Below are 17,747 nucleotides of genomic sequence, written 5' to 3' on the forward strand. Positions count from 1 at the left end.
AATAAAAAGGCCCTCCGCATTCTCTTTATGGAACGATCTAACAACCGTGGCCCCTAGGTCCTTGATTTTCATTTCGTATCCTTCAGGCAGGGTTCCCGGGGTTATTTCAAAAGAAAGGGAAAGCGTTGTTCCTTCAGTCAGCAAGGATTCGTCACAGCCTAGCTCGGCATGAAGAAGCATGCCCGTTGTTGAGATGTCAAGGGCCCGTGCCTTGATACGGTCCTTTTCTACACGGACGGTAACTTCATAATCCACGAGATAGCGCCGTCCCGCAGCATCTTCCCTGATATAGGCACCAAAATCCTCAGGGCCCCGTCCGCCGCCGTTTCCTCTGCGGCGGTCCCGATGGCTGCGCACGCCCGATGCATCCGGCACATGGGATAACAATCGACGGTCTTTTTTCTCCCTCGTGAGGACATCACAATGTTCTTTCACAATCCTTCTCCTACAATCCAACAATCTTAAGGCCCCGCTGTTGAAGGGACTCAATCAAGACCTCTACTTTTTCCGCTAAACTGGCCCCGTCCGAAGCCGCTTTTTCGGGACGGTCCTTGACTGTGGGCGGGTGCTCGATGGGCCCATTTTTCCCGGTTTGGACCTTGGGCTTTTTAGGTCCGCCCACGACGGGAACGCCGCTTTCCACGGCAAGGATGCTCCCCCCACCCACGCCAAGGGCAAATGTTTTGACGTTGTCTTTGGTTGCCATCTGACTGGGGTAAAACAGGAGGGGTGTATCTACATATACGGGAAGACCAGCCGCGGCTGTCCTTACCAGAAGGTCGGCCGTAACCTTCGTTCTTGGGGCCCGCATATATTGCGGAGCTGACCCGGTAAGATCCGTTAGGGCCGTCTGGGCAGCCACAGCTTCCGCCATAAACTTAGCAATCGGCAGGGTCTCTGCCTGGGCCTGTCCATGGAAGGTAAAGTTTCCCAGCAAATGACCTTCTCCTTTGATCTTGCGCACAAGCTCCTTGTCCATGGCCGCATTTTCCCCTTCTACAAAGAACAAGGCCTTCACCTGATGGCTGCGAAGAACCGCAAGAAGCCGCTCGGTATCCGTCTTGGAGGGCAGTCCATCAAAAACAAGGAGTACCGAAGAAGAGTCAGGACGAGCAAGGAGACGGGCCGGTCCAATGCCCTGTTGATAGCGTTCAACCGCCTTTTTGACGGCGTCTTCCGAAGCCTCGTAGGAAGCAGCCGGTTCAGCCATGAACCGCGTGATGTCCCGGGCATTGAGGTCTTTTACCATTCCCTTGATGACATACATTCCGCCCCCAAGGAAAAGACAAAAGATAAGGACCAGTCCCACTTTTAGTTTGGTTTCACTTTTCATGGGCACTTCCTTTTATAGACTCCAGTAAAGAAATCCTTTTTCTTCAAAAGCTTTCCGTTCAAACATGCCCTTGACGTCAATGAGGACCTGTTTCTGTCCTGGTTTTGGCCGGCGGAACAAGCTTGCCGCCTCGTCGATCTGCAGCTTTCGGAAGACTTCATGCTGGACCAAAAAAACAATGCAGTCCGCATCATGAACAGCTTCCAAGGGCGTCAGTTCGAGCCCATAAAGACGGCTGACTTCTTCTTTATCGGCACAGGGATCGACCATTTTGGGAGAAAGGCCGCACTTGCGGAATTCCTCATAAACATCGTAGGACCGGGAATTTCGGACATCAGGGCAGTCTTCCTTGAAGGTCATGCCAAAAAGGAAAAGATTGGCCCTGCAGATATCGATCTTGGCCTGCAGAAGCCGGGTCTGGACCTGGCGCACCACAAAACTTGACATGCCATTGTTGATGCGGCGTCCGGCAGAAACGACCTGGGAATGATAGCCCAAGGTTTCGGCCTGGTAGACAAAATAGTAGGGATCGATGCCGATGCAGTGTCCCCCTACAAGACCGGGATAAAAACCCAGGGCATTCCATTTGGTATTCATGGCCTTGATGACTTCCTTGGTCTCAATGCCCATTTGGCTAAAGACCATGGCAAATTCATTGACGAGGGCAATATTGATATCCCGCTGGGAATTTTCGACCAGTTTGGCGGCTTCGGCGACCTTAATGGTGGGAGCGCGATAGATTCCAGCTTCAATGATGGATCCATAGACGTCAGCCACTGCATCCAACGTTTCCCCGTCCATTCCGGAGACAATCTTGACAATGTTGAAAAGCCGGTGCTGGCGGTCGCCCGGATTGATGCGTTCCGGTGAATAGCCAATCTTAAAATCAGGCCCGCAGGCAAATCCGCTTTCTCGCTCCAGGATAGGACGGCAGATATCTTCTGTCACGCCGGGATAGACAGTTGATTCATAAACGACGATACTGCCCCGGGAAAGATGGCGGGCCACAAGGGCCGTTGCCTCTTTGACCGCCGTCAGGTCCGGTGTATTGTCCCCATTGAGTGGGGTTGGGACAGCGATGACAAAAAAAACGCGCATCTTTCAGCGCTTCTTCCTGGGCCGTAAACTGGCAGTCCGTTTCCTTAAGGGCTGCGTCCCCTGCCTCCCCTGTCACGTCAACGCCCGCCTTGTAGCGGGCCACCTTTTTTTCATTGGTGTCAAAACCGATGACGTCATAGTGTTTGGCAAATTGGACAGCCAGCGGCAGCCCCACATAACCCAATCCGACGACAGCCAGTTTTGATTTTCTGGCGGTCAGATCGCTGCATAGATCAATAGCATTCATCCTTATTTCCTCTTTTTCCTTTCACTTTGACAGACAAGGCCGCCAAAGACATTCATTTCGTTCCTTCCGTCTTATCCTGATCTTCAGGTTCCTCATTCCCGTAATTCTTGAAATAGTAGGAAAGGCCTGCCCAGAGGGTGCGGCTGCGCGTCCCGTACTGAAGGTCTTCCAAATCATCGTACTCAAGGCTCAGGACCCAGTCGCGGGTCAGCGTGTAGGACAGACCCAGTCCATAGCCCTTGAATCCATGCATATAATCAGCCACCCCATTCATGGTATGTTCCACGTAAGTTGCCCGCGGCTGGTAGTAATACTTGGCATAGGTATAGAGGTTGCCCTTTTCCCAGCTGTTTTCCTCGCCGCGGCTCAAGGAAAAGACACCGCCGCTGCCGCCGGGCTCTGTTTCATCGTGTCCCAAAAGATACTGGGCTCCCACACGCCACCAGCCACCAAGAGGCATCTCATAACCAAGCATGCCGATGTTCCGGTTGTTGCCCCCATCCATGCGGAACCCGTAGGCCCCTAAAGAGAGTTTGTGCTCTCCTTTTTGGTAAATGGCAGTAAGTGCCGTAACTTCATCGGCCTCATTGACCTTGCCGAAAGCCCCTTCGTAGTACCAGGGATGATGATCGCCATAGGCGACTTGTATGCCCTTGAACCGGCTGTCATAGATATTTCCCTCTGCCAAGGTCTTACCGAAAGCACCGGCCATGACCATGACTTTTCCGACAGCCCCTTTCAGGTAGTACCGATCAAGATCAATGGTCCCGTTCATGCTGTCATCGCCATGGAGGGCCTTCTCGCTTTCAAGCATCCCGATAGCATGCCAGTTATTATCCAGGTTGTAATCCATGTAGATCCTGGCGCGCAGCCGCAGCCGGTCATCAGGGAACTGGATCCGCTTCCGTTCCGGATCGACGGCATGATGGTTGGACGTATCATTGTTATCAATCCGAAGTTCCCCATCAATCTTGAATCTTTTGGATAGATCGACGGCCGGTTCCGGCGTTTCAAGGACGGCGAGGTCCTGAGCGCGTTTTTCCTCATAATAGCCAAGGTCTGCCAGTTCTTCGGCATATTCAGCCTGTTTGCGGGGTAGGTCCGTCAAGGTTTCCGTCGGGACGGACGGGGCTTCTGCCAAATTTTTCCCTTCTTTCAAGATTGCCGCGTCAGTTGATGCAGGAGGAAGAACTCCCGAAGGCGCTTTTTTTGGCGACACAAGGCCTGCCATTTCATCCAGCACCCCATCCCTTCTTGCCGTCAAGGCTGCAAGTTGGCTTCTTGCCGGCTCGAGCCTTCTTTTGATAAGAGCAAGACGGACGCTGGCATCTGTAAGGATTTTTTCCCGATGCGAAGCTTCTTTTTCAAGGGGGGCCATCACTGCTTCATCGCCGCTTTGAAGGGACGCGTAGATCTTCTTTTTTTCCGTCTCTTCAAGCGCTTGCTGAGCTTTTTCATAGGCTGAATAGGCTCGTTTGTATTCCTTTTCAAGGACGCTTACCATGGCCGCTTCCCGGGCCGTAAGGCGCGACAGTTCAGAAAAGGCTGCCAGCTGTTTTTTCACCGCTTCCTGACGGGTCGGGGCATCCGCCTGAGAAAGGGCCAGTCCCACTTGCCGTGCCGTCTCTTTTCGAGTCGGTTCAGCTTCGGCAGCACGGGGCATCGCAAAAGGGAGGCTTAGGAGCACAATCCCCCAAAGGATTTTAGGATAATCAATTCGATATAACCTCACGTTAATTTCCTTCCGTGGTCGCTAGGTATCCATACGTAAGATCCTGCATTTTCTTACGTTTTTTCTTATCTTCGTACATCCGCTGATCAGCAAGTTCCTGCAGGGCATCCATGTCCTCTGTTTCGGAATAGCGGGCAATGCCCACGGATATTCCACCCAGGTAGGACCTACCGTCAATGGACAGGGGCGCTTTGAGGGACTGCTGGATTTCCTGCTTGATCCGGCGGATGTCTTCGGATCCAACAATAGGCAGGAGGGCAATGAACTCATCGCCTCCCACACGGGCGACGACCCCATAATGGTTAAAGATCTTCTGCAGACGTTTGACCCCTTCCTGAAGGACCATATCGCCAAACCCATGACCATAGGCATCATTGCAGTGTTTAAAATCATCCAGGTCCATATAGATCAAGATGAAGTCAAGGTCCCACTTTTGATAATTATCCACAAAATGGGACTGTGTTTCCTTGAACCCTTGGTAGTTCAATGCGCCTGTCAAGGCATCTATAACGCTTTTTTTCTTGAGTTCTGCCTGGATCTGGGTAAAACGGGTCACATCGCGGAACCAAGAAAGACTGCCGACAATTCGTCCGCCTTCAATGAGGGGAATCTTGTTCATCATGACCGTGCGGATCATACCTTTGGCCATGCAGTGGACCTTTTCCTCCGAAATGACCGGAATCTGCCCAAGGAGCATTTCCTCTTCCCGGTAGGTGGGGTCAAATTCTACATTCCAGCCCAGTTCCTCTTCCGACTGACCGAGGATATCATCCAGGGAAGAAAGGTTGAAATAATGCAAAAAAGCATCATTGGCCCCCAGGAAGCGGCCCCTGACATCTTTCCAGTACACGTTCATTTCCGGTAAATGGATCATGGCTTCCCAGAGGACCTCTGGCAAAATGGCGTCCGTCTTATCCAGCTGGGGAGACGGAACCAGCTTGTTTCGCGCCAAAATAGGTTCCATGGGCCGAGGCATCTGGGCCCCCATGAAATGGCGCAGGTTGACCGTTCCGCAATAGACCTTGACATCAGAAGGCTCCCCTGAGAGCCAGACCAAATGGAGCTGCCAGCCATTGCGATTTTCCTGTTCACTGCTCGTGACCCTGAAAAAAGTGGAAAGATAGCCACATCCTGATTCATTGATGCGAGTGACCAAGGTGGCTAAATCATAAAACTGCAGAAAGCGCTTCCAGTCTTCCGAGAAAACGTGCCGCCTTGCCCATTCCCGCAAAAACAAAGGCAGGGGCAGCCGTTCGATTTCATCGATCACGCTCATTCCCACCTTGATCCGATGGACGGTCTGGTTTGTCAGGTTAAGGGCAAAGAAGCTATCAAAAAGAGAAAAAATCCCATTCATGATGCTCTGGACAGCCGCCTTTCGGTCCTTGAAAGCCGACGTGCGGACACCGGTCAGAATGATGAGAAAAGCTTCCGCGCCATTTGACTCATTTCGGGCAATGGGGTCAATGCGCAGGGTACAGACTTCATTATGACTGAGGACCTCAATGGTGATGCCCATTTGCGTATCCTGACACTGCTTGATGGCCTGCAGAAGGTTCCTACGGTAAAAAGTCCCTGCCTGTCCCATATATTCATTGAAAGCCGCGGAATCACGAAATGCCAGCTGCCCTTCCCGCGCCGTAAAGGCCGCGTTCGTTTCAAGAAGGCTCAGCTTCCCCGCCTGATATTCGACGATGCAGGCAGGCAGGGAGGGAAGGACCAGCCGTTCGTCCTTGCCATGGGAAACCGGTTCCGGCATGGCCTGCACCATGTTGCAGCAGCCCACGGCATTGTAATACCGGCAATTGGATGCCGTTTCATCCGTATCCCAGATGGCAAGATCCAACAGTTGGGCAAACGGGATGGGCCGGCTGTAGAGATATCCCTGCATCCGTTCACAGCCCACGCTTTGGAGATACTCCAACTGCGCTTCGGTTTCAACCCCTTCTACAAGAGTCTTCATCCCCAGCTGCTTGACCATGGCAATGAGGGCCCCGATGATGAAGTTTCCCCGGTTGATATGGGCACTGCCCACAAGAAAGCGCAAGTCAAACTTGACCAGATCCACATCCAGATCCTTGAGGAGACTCAAAGAGGAAAAACCGCTTCCAAAATCATCCATCCAGACTTCATAGCCATGATCCCGCAGATCCTTGATCTGGTCCTTGAGGACTGATACATCATCACAGAAATCACGTTCCGTAACCTCCACGCACAGAGCATGGTCCGGCACGTGATATTGTGCTCGGAGCCGGTCGAGCTCCCTGCGGATCTCACAATTCTGGAAATCACTGCGGGAAAAATTGATGGAAATGGGCAAATTGACATCAGGCCGGAGCTGAAGGTCCTCATAAAGACGGCAGACTTCTTCGGCAACATAAAGATCCAATTTAGTGATCAGCTGCGTAGCCTCAAGCGGTTTGATGAAGATAGAGGGCAACAAATGGCCATACTGGGGGTCATCCCAACGAGCCAAGGCTTCTGCCGCACAGGCCTTACAGGTCAAGGTCCGGACAATGGGCTGGAAGAAAACCTTGATATCGTGGTTTTTCAGGGCCTCTTCCAAATGGGTCACCACATAGTGATCGATGGCCAAATGTTTTTGAAGGTCTTCGTCATATTCCCGGTAAACCGCCTGATAGTCCTTTTTGATATGGGCACAGGCTGCTTTGGCATAATCCGAAGCGGTAATGGGGCTGATCTGGGGATTGGAAACAATGAATATGCCTGCCTTTAAGTCAAGCTGATTGTTGCTGCGCAGGGAAAGCGCCTTCTTATGGAGATGGATCAGCCGCTCCCGCACATCCGGGACCCCGGTCACAACCGCAAACTGTATGGAGGCACCGCGCGTAATCAGGGCATCGGGAAAGGTCTGATGGATCAGGGCAGACACTTCCGTGAGCAAATGGGCCCCTTCACTGATATCCCCCTGCATATTGATGAATCGAAAATTTTCAAGATCAAGGAAAATGTAGCAGGCCTTCTTCCCCTGCTGGAGAAGTTCCTTTTGGAGCTGTTCGGCCTGCATCCAGAAATCACTGGTGCTGTCCAGACGATTTCCCTGCGCTTCCTTTAATTTGGCAATGTCGTATGCTTGAACATTCATAAGAACACCTTCTTCTTCAAAGACACGGCACTTGCGATTTCTGGCCGAGGGGCATCATGACGAGGGTTCCATAATAAGGAGACGTCATCTTCATGGAAATCAACATCTCTTCCTGGAGAAACTGGCTCTTGATGCGAAAGGTTACATTTTCCTTTTCATTGGCCATTTTATGGATATACGCCCACAGGGGCTGATCCGGAGCCTTGAGCAGCGGCATGATGGAACGATTGGTCCAGCGTTCAGGACGCATGTTAAAAAGGTCGGCAAAGGCCTGGTTCACGACCTTGATGCGAATGTTTTTAATTGCCCCCACGCTATCACGTTCCACGGCGAAGACAAAAAATGGCGAAGGCACGGTATCGCAGTTGATGCGAAGGGACAGTTCCTCCGCGCTGTTTTGATGGTATACAGGCGCCTCCTGTCCCATTTTTTCATAGAATGCCCTTTTTTCCTCGTACATACGGCGGTCGGCTTTTTCTTTCAAGACGGAAAAATCCATCGAAAACTGCGGAACCCATACAACGCCCACGGCAAGATTGATGCTCCGGGACGCCATGAGCATACGGATTTCCCTGACCTTTTCCAGAAAGGACGCTTCCTTGATGCCATCATCGAGAATGATGAATTCATCCCCACCAACGCGAAACACCTGCTTTTTATCAAAGACCTGAATCAAGGTTCCCGTAACCCGGGTCAAAAGGTCATTGCCCGCCTCATGGCCATAATTATCATTGATCTTCTTAAGCCCCGAAACATCAGCGAAAATGACGCCCAAGCTTGTTTCATCCGATAAATGGTCGAGGGCGGAAAGAAGCCGATTGAAATTGCCTACCCCGGTCAGAGGATCTGTATAACCGAGGACCTGGAGCCGTTCAATGAGCTTCCAATTGTAAAGAAGGGTCGAGACAAAAAAACCAAGCAGCCGAACCGATTGTGAACTGTCATGGTGCGGCTTATCCGGGTCCTTATCAAACCCGATGATGCCAATGATGTTGCCATGACGCTTCAAAGGGGCCGCATAGGCCTTTTCCGTCTCTACGACCTCTTGTGTCCAAATATGGGGAAAACGGGCTTCAATCTGGGAGGCCGTGAAGACTTGATGCATTTCCCGCTCTGAAACAGCGGAAACCTTCCATTCATAGGTCATAATAAAACTGTCAGGACCAATCTTTTCCAAAATATAGACCCGTTTTCCATCAAGATGCTGACTGAATTGGGCCATCAAGTTTTGGAAGGATTCCTCCGGACTATTTCCATCATCATAGAAGGGATCCTGATTGATACTGACGCCATAAGGTGACCATATGTGGTTTTGTGAAGCCATGATGCCGTTTTCCTCGCTTTCTCCCCCACAATGAGGGTAAATAACCTAATCAGTTGCTGTTTGTTGCCAATATTTCCCTCTCATTCCCATTAAAAACAAGCAATATAGTCGTATTATACATGATGAAATATCCTTATGACAATAAGGCTCATCTAGACGCTGCCAAGATAATCCGTTCCATCATAGGTTACATTTATAATCATTATTAAGTGGAAATTTTTGATAAAGACCAATTCTTATTGGCGGAATTTTTTCTGATTTGGGATGAAACGGACTCTTTCCCATATAATGGGGACCTCCCTGGATAGAGTACAAAAAATAAGACTATTTTCTTGAAAATTCTTTATTAATAAATGTTCTATGAAGACAGTCATTGTTTTTATCAAGAAATGATAAGGATGAAACAGATTGAAATTTTTCACAAAAATTTCACATTTTTCTTTCCCTATGGGGCTTTCCCCTAAGACACAGAAAAAGGACGGGAAGAAAGGCATTCCCCGTCCTTTTTGATGCATTATCCTTGTGCTGCAACCGGCGCATGGTTCATGATTTTTTCTCCTCCCAGAAGCCACTGGATACATTCCAGGAGGGTTTGGGTCATATTCACAACCCAAAATTCGCCTGCTTCCGTCAGGTCATATTGGATTCCATTAAAGTGCCATAATCCGTATTCTTCCCACAGGTCTCCCAAGTGGGAGAGGCTCACAAGACGCGAATCAAGCGCCATGAGGGCATCGAGATTTAGATGGCACTGATTCATCTCTCCTTGGACGCGGGCTTCATAGGCCGCAAAAGGGGAAACTTCAGAAAGGAACATAAAAGGTTTCACTCCCCTTGCCACCATACCTTCATAAGGTTCCAATACGCGGTGAAGCATGGTCGATACGCCGTCCACATGACCGCCAGCGCCGCAGCCAAAAGGAAACAGATGGGTTCCGCTGCGGGCAAGGGTATTGTACAGGCTCCGTTCCCGATTGTTTTTAGCCCAGTGGCAGTGACTGATCCGCTTGCAGCCCCATTGGGCCATATAGCGTCTTCCTATACGGAACATTTCCGTCTGCATGAGGGTTGTGGCCGCCGGCGAAAGGCGACCTTCTTCAATGCGCTTATGAAGGTCGCTATTTTCAAAGACGTCAAGCTGGTAGAGGTCCGCCCCATCGACACCGCTTTCCACAAGATGGTGCAGGTCTTCCTGCCACACGTCAAGGGTTTGGTCCGGCAGGCCATACATGAGGTCAATGATGACGGCGCACTGATTGTAGGCGCTGAGCTTCTGGAGCCGCTTCATGACTTCTTCTCCCGTATCGATGCGGCCCACTTGCTGACGAACCTTCGTGTCAAAGGACTGGACACCCAGGGAGATGCGGTTGACGCCTTCTTCCATCCAGACATCCATTTTTTCTTCCACAAGGTCATGGACGCGCCCTTCGAGGGTAAGTTCATAGTCGTTGGCAAGGGGCAGGGTCTTACGGATAGCGCGCAATAAACGCCGGATGTTGGAGGGAGATAGACTTGTCGGTGTGCCGCCGCCAATGAAGACGGCCTGGATGGGCGCACTTTGAAGCCTCGGTTTATCGGCATCCTGAGCAAGTTCCATAAGGAGATGGTCCACATAACGATCTTCGACGGACGTATCCGTCCCGTTTTGAAAGAAGCCGCAGTACAGGCATTTGGTCTTGCAGAAGGGGATGTGAAGATAGGCCATTTGCAGCGGATTTCCTTCTACGGGACGCTTCATGAGGGCATTCCAACGCGCCTGAGCCTTATCGGGTGGAATCATGCGCCCCTTGAGGCCGGCGTGGACGACACGCTTATGGCGGAAAGCCCCTTGCAGGGGATCTGCCGCCTTTTTACCAAACTGCAGGATCCGTTCCTCTTCCGGCAGGGCTGCTATATAAGCAGCTAGGTCTTTGACCGTCATTTCCGTCCCTCTTCCACCATGAGCTGGATTTCATGGGCAAAATGAGCGGCATCGCTCAAATCCTTTTCATCAGGATGGGTGGAGGCGGCCTTGTGACGGGCTTCATTTTTGGGATTCTTCCCATGGATATTGTCACTGGGGAACATGCGGTACATCGCTTCAATAAGCTTGGGATCTACTTTGCCCTGACAGATGAATGCGCCTAGGGTTTTTTTCCCATCCGGCAGACAGGCGGCACCCTGTTCCAAACTTTTCATAGCATGGGGGCTCTTAGGGTCGGCGCCCAAGGTTGCAAAAAGGGCAATATAGGGATTATCAAGACTTTTTAGGACAGTGCGGCTTGCTTCATCGGCGGTTCCCTTATCGACCCAATAGCCCATGAAGACGCAGTCATAGGAAGTGGTGCCCTCGGGCAGGCTTTCCTTGAGGTCCTTGATATCAACGCAGGGCGTGCCTTCCGGCAGGGCCTTTTGGATGGCTCGGGCCACCATGCGCGTATTTCCTGTGCGGGAAGAATAAAGTACAAGATAGTTCATGGTAAAACTCCTTTTCATCAGAAGGTCAATTCTACGCCCGCTCTCCAGATACGGCCGCAGATGGAGAAGTTGTCATCATTGGAGAAGTGTTTATCAAAAATGTTGTCCACACCGGCATAAAGGTGGGTATTCTTGCCAAGGTCCTTGGTGACGACGAAGTTCGTCGTGCTGTAGGTGTAATTTTACCCATCGCCGTTGAGATAATCCTGTACCACTGGTTATAACGTGTCATGGTCCAAGGATTATCCTTGCCCGTCGTATAGGAAAGTTCGGCGAGACCGTTCATGCGGGCATTGCCTGTAAGGCGCTTGGGTGAGCTTATTTTTAGCATCCAGATAGGTCATGGAAAGCTTGGCATGCCAATGATCATCGAAGCGGTAGGTCACTTCACTTTCAAGTCCCTTCATGGCGGCCTTGTCAATATTGATGTACTGGTAGCGGACAGTCCGTCCGAAGCGGCCCTGGTACTGCGAGGAGATAGGGTCATCGATCTTGTTGTGGAAATAGGTGACCTTCGCCCCCGCCTTATCTTTTTCTGCCTCAAACCCGATATCGAAGGTCCTGATTTTTCCGGGTCAAGATGTTCATTGCCCCAAACCTGGATCTGCATGCGGCCCATGTTGCGGTCCATATGGGAGTACAGCTCAATGATGGACGGAGCCCGGTAGCCGGCGCCATAGTTTGTCTTGATCCGGCTGTTTTTGCTCATGGCATAGGTAAGGCCCGTCCGCGGAGAAAGTTCCCCGCCAAAGCTGTCGTGATGGTCATAGCGAAGGGACGGGACAAAGAACAGTATATCCGTCAGGTTCCATTCGTCCTGTACGTAGAAGGCATAGCTTTTCACATCGGCCGAGCCATATGGCTTGGTCATGCCTAGATAGGTTTCTTCTGTCCGGTTCCCGGCACCTGTGCCAAGGCGCGTGCCGCCGGCCTTTTGTTTGCGGTACTCACCGCCATAGGTCACGGTATGATGCTCATCGACATGATAGGTATTCTTTACTTCAACAACGTATGTTTCGTATTTGCTGTGGTCAAAGTCCTGCCAGACGCCGGGCGTCTTTTTTCGGGATTTCTTGCCCAAGCGGTTGTAGTCGTTCTGGAACTCATAATCATTTTTGCTGTGATAGCCGTCGTATTTGACGAAATAACTTTGGCGATTGTTATCATACCATTCCGTCATATCATCGCGGGCGGACGCGCTCATCGCCGTAGGATCACCTTCGGAAAAGCTCCCATACTGTTCCTTCATATAGGACGCCCCAAAAGAAAGGCCCCGCGTTTCATCAAACTGGCAGCGGCCCTTGAAATCGACATAGCGCCGCGGTCCATACATGTTGGAGTCGCCGTCCCGGTCCGCTTTTCTTACTTCTGTAAGATTGTAATTGACGTCAAGGTTCAATTTCCCCACCTTGCCCGTCAACACACCGCCGTACAAAGCTTGTTCCCGACCGCCCAACCAAGTGCCGACATAACCGCCGGCTTTTTTGTTCTTTTTGATGATGATATTGATGACGCCGCCCATAGCATTGCTGCCGTAAAGGCCGGATCCAGCGCCGCGCATGACTTCGATGCACTCCACCTCATCAAGGCTCATGCGATTGAGCTCATACACATTCATGGTACTTCCCGAATCCTCTCCGGCAAGGCGTCTGCCGTCAATAAGGATGAGGGTGGACGAGGTTCCCATGCCGCGAATGGAGACCTGGTTTCCGGTCATGCCCGCTTCCATGACATTGAGCCTGGTAAGGGGCTTTAGCGCGTCACGCACATTGTAAGCACCGCCCTTTTTGATGTCTTCTTCCTTGATGACCGATGTCGTCATGGGCACTCAAGCTTAGTTTTTGTCGCTGTAACGACCGTTTCCCCAAGGTCGTACGTGGAAAGGGGCTCCCCGCCTGCAAAGGCATTCGGTGTAATGCCCATGAAAAGGGCCAGGAGAACGCCTGCATAAACCTGGTTCTGTTTGTTTTTTCCCATATCTATAATTCAAAAATCCTTTCTCCTCAAGTATGTATCATTTCAAATCATAATACACTTCATGAAGTGTGCTTGTTTTATCCTTGGGCTGCCCTTCGTGCTGCGGCGACACAAGGTAAAGACGCACCCCGGGCCGGTGCTTCCTGACATAGGCTGCCGTTCCTAGGCCGTCTTCCATATGGAAGGAGCCTGTCACATGGAACATAACAGCATCAGGATGGGCGTCAAGGTAAGTCATGAGCGCTTCGGCCATCACGGCATCCTTGATGCACTGGGCTTTGTAAAAAGCCTCCTTTCTTGTCGTGCCAAGGGGCATAACGCCCGCGTTTTGCTTCATAACACGGCGGAACTTTTCCCGGTATTCCCCCGTTAACGGTTCAAGGTCTTTGGGCAGGTACTGGGCGTCTTCCAGAACCAGGCCGGTTGCACTGCCATGTTGGACCACATGGGAAGCGACGCGGCGCGGCACATTGGCCGCAAGGACGGGAAGCCCCTTCTTTTTGGCAAATTCCACAAGATGCCTGTAATCCCGCTCATAGTTGGGCCACGGCCGGCTGACTTTCAGGAACTCCATTTCCGTCATACGACCGGCAAGGTAGGCATCAAGAGATGCCTGCACGTCCTTTTCAAACATTTCCAACGATAGGACCAAGCGATCCGGAACAAGGCGGTAAAGTTCCGTCAAAAGTTCAAATTCCCGTTTGTGGGAAAGGGCATTTGTATGTTCTTCGCCAAAAAATATGATCCCGCTTTGGGCAGCTTCCTGGGCCACCGTGCCAGCCGGCAGGGCCATGCCCGCCTTGGAAAGGTAAAGACCAGGCGCAGCGTCGAGGTGGTGACTTGGGGGAATCCCCATAAGGAGCGGCAGAAAGCCAAGGACCATCATCCATTTTCTTTTCATAGGGTTCTCCTTAGTGTAGGGCAAAGACAAAGGTCTTCGAGGCATAACAGCGGACGGCATAGCCTTCCTTATAAGCCGGGGCAAAGGCATAAGTGTAGGCTGCCGACAGGGCCGCCTTATCCATAACGCCATAGCCGGAACTTTGGATGACCGATGCCGCTTCGACAGCGCCATCTTTTCCGACCACCATCTGGACAGTGACGCGTCCTTCGATGCCGCGGCTGCGCATGGCCTCGGGATAGTTGGGGGCGCTTCCGGAAAGAAGCGTCGGTGATACATCGGGCTGGATGGCGTCCGTATCAAAGGAAGGTCCACCGGAACCAGAACCGCCCGCTTCGCCTGCGCCGTCACCCGTGCCTTCTCCCATACCCGTTCCTGCACCGGAACCCTTCTCCGAACCTTCGCCGCTTTCCGCTCTGTCATTGGATACATCAAAAGAGGCAGAAGCATCCTTGGAAATGGACGGCTGCAGGATCTTTGCAGAAGGAAGGGCGGTACTTTTTTCTGTCACCATGTCATCACTTCTTGCCGGCAGGGGCGGAAGGTTCTTCGTGCGAAAAGGGGCAGCCGCTGGAGGCGCCCCGCCCTTTCTCCCACCGCTTAGGCCTACCATGTAGATGGGACCTTTTCCTTTTACATGAGTCATGAGGCCTTGATAGGAAAGGACGCTAAAAATGCCAAAACAAAAAAGGTGAATCAGGATTGACGCCATGAGGCTTCGGTCCTTTGCATAAAGCACCATGCTTATCTCCTTTCTGCCGCCATGCCAACACGGGTAATGCCCGCTTCTTTCAAGAGGTCGAGCACATCAAGGATCTTTTGGTAATTCGTTTTTCCGTCCCCGTAGACCACAACGGACACATTGCGGTCCTTGATTACGGCCTTGCGCCCCCACAGGAGAAAGGCTTCCTTCGTAAGGGTCTTATCTTCAAGGAAAAGTCTGCCATCGGGCAGGACCGTCACATGGTAAAGGCTCTTTGTATCGACTTCGACCTGGGAAGCTTGGGGCAGCTTCACAGGGAGGGTCTTCACTTCGTTCATGTTCATGGTACTGACGATAAAAAAGACGAGGAGTAGAAAACTCATATCAATCATGGGGCTGATCATGATGCCCACAGAAAGGTTCTTTCTTTTTTTCAGACGGATCATAGGGACCTCTCCTCTTTTCGCAGCACGCAGGGACATTCACATTTCTTGCGTACAGCCTCCAAAAGGGTGTTGCTCATTTCTTCGATGCTCAGCGTAATGCTCTTCATGCGCCGTTCGAAATAACCGAGAATGCAGACAGCAATGATGGAAATGACAAGGCCAAAGACCGTCGTAATGAAGGCCTCAGCAAGACCTGCCGTTACGGCCATGGGATCTTGACCGCGTTCAACAAGTTTGGAAAAGGACCCCATCATGCCCGTGACCGTTCCCAAAAGGCCTAGGACAGGGGCCAAAGTGATGATGATATTGAGCAAAGCCAAGTTCTTCTCAAATTTATCCATGGCACGTTCTGCCCGGTAAGAAATGAAGTTTTCCAGGTACTCGTAATTTTCATGCTTATCCATGACGATGGTAGCAAGTTTTGCGATTTCTCCTTCCGTACTATCGGCAAGCTTCTTGGCCCCTTCCCAGTCGTTATTTTCAACGAGGGTACAAAATTTTTCCGTAAAAACCTTTCCGCTGTCTTTTTTCTTAAAGAACAGATAGCGGTTGATGCCAACGGTTACGGCTGCAATGGAACAGACAAGGAGCGGGTACATGACCCAGCCTCCGCGAACAAAATAACTTAAACCGGATGCAAATGGCTGCATCGTTTCATCCCTTCTTTCCAAGATGCTGACGGGAACGGTTCCGCCGCTTTGGCTGCGGCTGGTTCTGTTCCTTTGTCCAAAGTTTCCAAAAAAGTCCTTTTTTCTCGATTAGGTTCTCCAGTGTACCTTCTTCCGCAATGCGCCCGCGTTTCATGACAAAGATCCGGTCTGCATGGCGGATCGTGCTCAGGCGATGAGCCACAATGAGGGTGGTACGCCCGCGCTGAAGACTCTCCATGGCCCGTTGGACCTGGGCTTCTGTCACGTTGTCAAGAGCGCTCGTTGCTTCGTCAAGAATGAGGATGGGCGACGCGCGAAGAAACGCCCGGGCAAGGGCAATGCGCTGCCGCTGCCCGCCGGAAAGGCGGACGCCCCGCTGCCCCACAGCCGTGTCATAGCTTTGGGGAAAGCGCCCAATAAAGGATGCGGCATGGGCCCTTTCGGCCGCTTTTTGAACGGCCTCCATACCAGCAAAAAGGTTCCCATAGGCAATATTTTCCGCAATGGTTCCGGAAAAAAGGAAGACATCCTGGGAGACAAAGGCTATGGCCTTGCGAATGCTGTCACGGGAATAATCCGCCACATCCTTGCCGTCAAGATAGATATGCCCTTGGGTAGGGTCATAAAAGCGCAGGAGAAGACTTAAGAGGGTCGTTTTTCCGCTGCCCGTTTCACCGACAAAAGCGATGGTCTCCCCTTTCCGGATCGTAAAGGACAAGTCATGGAGTACATCGGGCAGTCCTTTATAGTGGAAGGAAACATGGCGGAACTCGATGGTGCCATGCGGGGCTTCAAGGGGCGGGAGATCCTTGCCGCTTTCTTCTTCCACCCTGATGAGCTCATAAAAGCGGCGGAAGCCAGCCATGCTCTTTTGATACGCTTCAACAAAAAAGACGAGCTTCATGGCAGGCTTGATAAACACGCCCACATAAAGGAAATAAGCCACAAGGTCGGCAATGGTCATAGCACCACGGCGGATTTCAAAAACGCCCATGAGGAGGATGGCAAACTGGATGAGGTGCGTAAAGAGGCTGATGCTGGAACCAAAATAAGCACCAAGAAAAAAGGTTTGTTCCCGGGCCCTTAGGTAGGCATCGGCCACCTTTTGGAAAGCCTCGATGATATGATGCTCAGCACTGTAAGCGCGGATCATGCGGATACCGCTCAGGTTTTCTTCGCCCAAGGCGGACAGGTGTCCAAATTCCCTTCGGTTCCGTCCATATTGGTTCCGGAGCTTTCCGCTAATGACGATGGTATGGACGACCTTAAAGGCCATGAGGACAATGACGACAAGGCCCAAGGGGCGATTGAGATATAAGAGAAGGATGATCGTCCCTACGGCCGTCACAAGGCTCACGGCAAAATCGCCGGGAATGCGGCTTACAAGGTCACCGGCTTCACTGATGTCTCCCATGAGGGTTGCCATAAGTTTTCCCGTCCGGCTGTAATCAAAAAAGGCAAAAGATAAGTGCGTCAGATGTCGGAAGAGGGTCATACGCAGGTCATTTTCCACACGGGCGCTGAGCTTTCCCCCATAATAGGAACCAAGGAGGGAAAAGAGAAAGACCGCCCCTTCCACAAGGGCAAGAAAGCCAATCTTTCGAAAAAGAACAGGCCAGCTTTGCAGGAACACCCCTTCTTCAAGAAGGTCCCGAACCCCCAGAGGAAAGACAAGTTCCAAAAGACCGCCCAAAGCGGAAATAATGACAAGGAAGAAAAACCAGCCCTTATATGCCGTAAGAGAGCGAATAAAATAGACAATCACGATAGACT

General features: G+C 51.4%; 13 protein-coding genes and 2 pseudogenes. All 15 read right to left on the minus strand.

Going from position 1 to position 17,747, the window contains the following annotated elements; genetic code table 11:
* A partial coding sequence (locus HMPREF1246_RS00320; RefSeq protein WP_021736363.1) for a PilZ domain-containing protein occupies nucleotides 1-435 on the minus strand: 435 nt, incomplete at its 3' end.
* Between the two features lie 10 nt (nucleotides 436-445).
* Entirely contained in the window at nucleotides 446-1,333 is an 888-nt protein-coding gene (locus HMPREF1246_RS00325) for a polysaccharide deacetylase family protein (RefSeq protein WP_021736358.1), read from the minus strand.
* A gap of 12 nt (nucleotides 1,334-1,345) precedes the next feature.
* A pseudogene (locus HMPREF1246_RS00330) lies at nucleotides 1,346-2,678 on the minus strand (nucleotide sugar dehydrogenase).
* Nucleotides 2,679-2,730: 52 nt separating this feature from the next.
* Nucleotides 2,731-4,410, minus strand: coding sequence for a hypothetical protein (locus HMPREF1246_RS00335; RefSeq protein WP_021736368.1), 1,680 nt, complete (start codon nucleotides 4,408-4,410; stop codon nucleotides 2,731-2,733).
* A gap of 1 nt (nucleotide 4,411) precedes the next feature.
* Nucleotides 4,412-7,516, minus strand: a complete 3,105-nt coding sequence (locus HMPREF1246_RS00340) for an EAL domain-containing protein (protein ID WP_021736407.1) — start codon at nucleotides 7,514-7,516, stop codon at nucleotides 4,412-4,414.
* Between the two features lie 16 nt (nucleotides 7,517-7,532).
* The gene (locus HMPREF1246_RS00345) at nucleotides 7,533-8,840 is read right to left on the minus strand and encodes a GGDEF domain-containing protein (RefSeq protein ID WP_021736398.1); all 1,308 of its coding nucleotides are present in this window, start codon (nucleotides 8,838-8,840) and stop codon (nucleotides 7,533-7,535) included.
* A gap of 514 nt (nucleotides 8,841-9,354) precedes the next feature.
* Nucleotides 9,355-10,761 (minus strand): heme anaerobic degradation radical SAM methyltransferase ChuW/HutW, encoded by a 1,407-nt coding sequence (hutW, locus tag HMPREF1246_RS00350; protein WP_021736399.1) that lies wholly within the window; start codon nucleotides 10,759-10,761, stop codon nucleotides 9,355-9,357.
* Entirely contained in the window at nucleotides 10,758-11,297 is a 540-nt protein-coding gene (locus tag HMPREF1246_RS00355) for a flavodoxin family protein (protein ID WP_021736381.1), read from the minus strand. Before HMPREF1246_RS00355 ends, hutW begins: the two co-directional genes overlap by 4 nt.
* 242 nt (nucleotides 11,298-11,539) lie before the next feature.
* A pseudogene (locus tag HMPREF1246_RS00360) lies at nucleotides 11,540-13,119 on the minus strand (TonB-dependent receptor plug domain-containing protein).
* Nucleotides 13,116-13,274 carry a hypothetical protein gene (locus HMPREF1246_RS10540; RefSeq protein WP_021736402.1) on the minus strand — a complete coding sequence of 53 codons (159 nt, stop codon included), beginning with the start codon at nucleotides 13,272-13,274 and terminating at the stop codon, nucleotides 13,116-13,118. The pseudogene HMPREF1246_RS00360 and the gene HMPREF1246_RS10540 overlap by 4 nt, the downstream one beginning before the upstream one ends.
* A 37-nt stretch (nucleotides 13,275-13,311) precedes the next feature.
* Nucleotides 13,312-14,175: a ChaN family lipoprotein gene (locus HMPREF1246_RS00365; RefSeq protein ID WP_021736360.1), complete on the minus strand. Its 864-nt coding sequence runs from the start codon at nucleotides 14,173-14,175 to the stop codon at nucleotides 13,312-13,314.
* Between the two features lie 10 nt (nucleotides 14,176-14,185).
* The gene (locus HMPREF1246_RS00370) at nucleotides 14,186-14,917 is read right to left on the minus strand and encodes an energy transducer TonB (RefSeq protein ID WP_021736365.1); all 732 of its coding nucleotides are present in this window, start codon (nucleotides 14,915-14,917) and stop codon (nucleotides 14,186-14,188) included.
* A 2-nt stretch (nucleotides 14,918-14,919) separates the two neighbouring features.
* Nucleotides 14,920-15,324, minus strand: a complete 405-nt coding sequence (locus HMPREF1246_RS00375) for a biopolymer transporter ExbD (RefSeq protein WP_021736393.1) — start codon at nucleotides 15,322-15,324, stop codon at nucleotides 14,920-14,922.
* A complete protein-coding gene (locus tag HMPREF1246_RS00380) occupies nucleotides 15,321-15,974 on the minus strand; it encodes a MotA/TolQ/ExbB proton channel family protein (RefSeq protein ID WP_021736400.1) in 654 nt (217 codons plus the stop codon). Before HMPREF1246_RS00380 ends, HMPREF1246_RS00375 begins: the two co-directional genes overlap by 4 nt.
* A gap of 4 nt (nucleotides 15,975-15,978) precedes the next feature.
* Nucleotides 15,979-17,739: an ABC transporter ATP-binding protein gene (locus HMPREF1246_RS00385; RefSeq protein ID WP_021736388.1), complete on the minus strand. Its 1,761-nt coding sequence runs from the start codon at nucleotides 17,737-17,739 to the stop codon at nucleotides 15,979-15,981.
* Nucleotides 17,740-17,747: the final 8 nt, after the last annotated feature.

Source organism: Acidaminococcus sp. BV3L6 (assembly GCF_000468835.1).
GTDB classification, from domain to species: domain Bacteria; phylum Bacillota; class Negativicutes; order Acidaminococcales; family Acidaminococcaceae; genus Acidaminococcus; species Acidaminococcus intestini.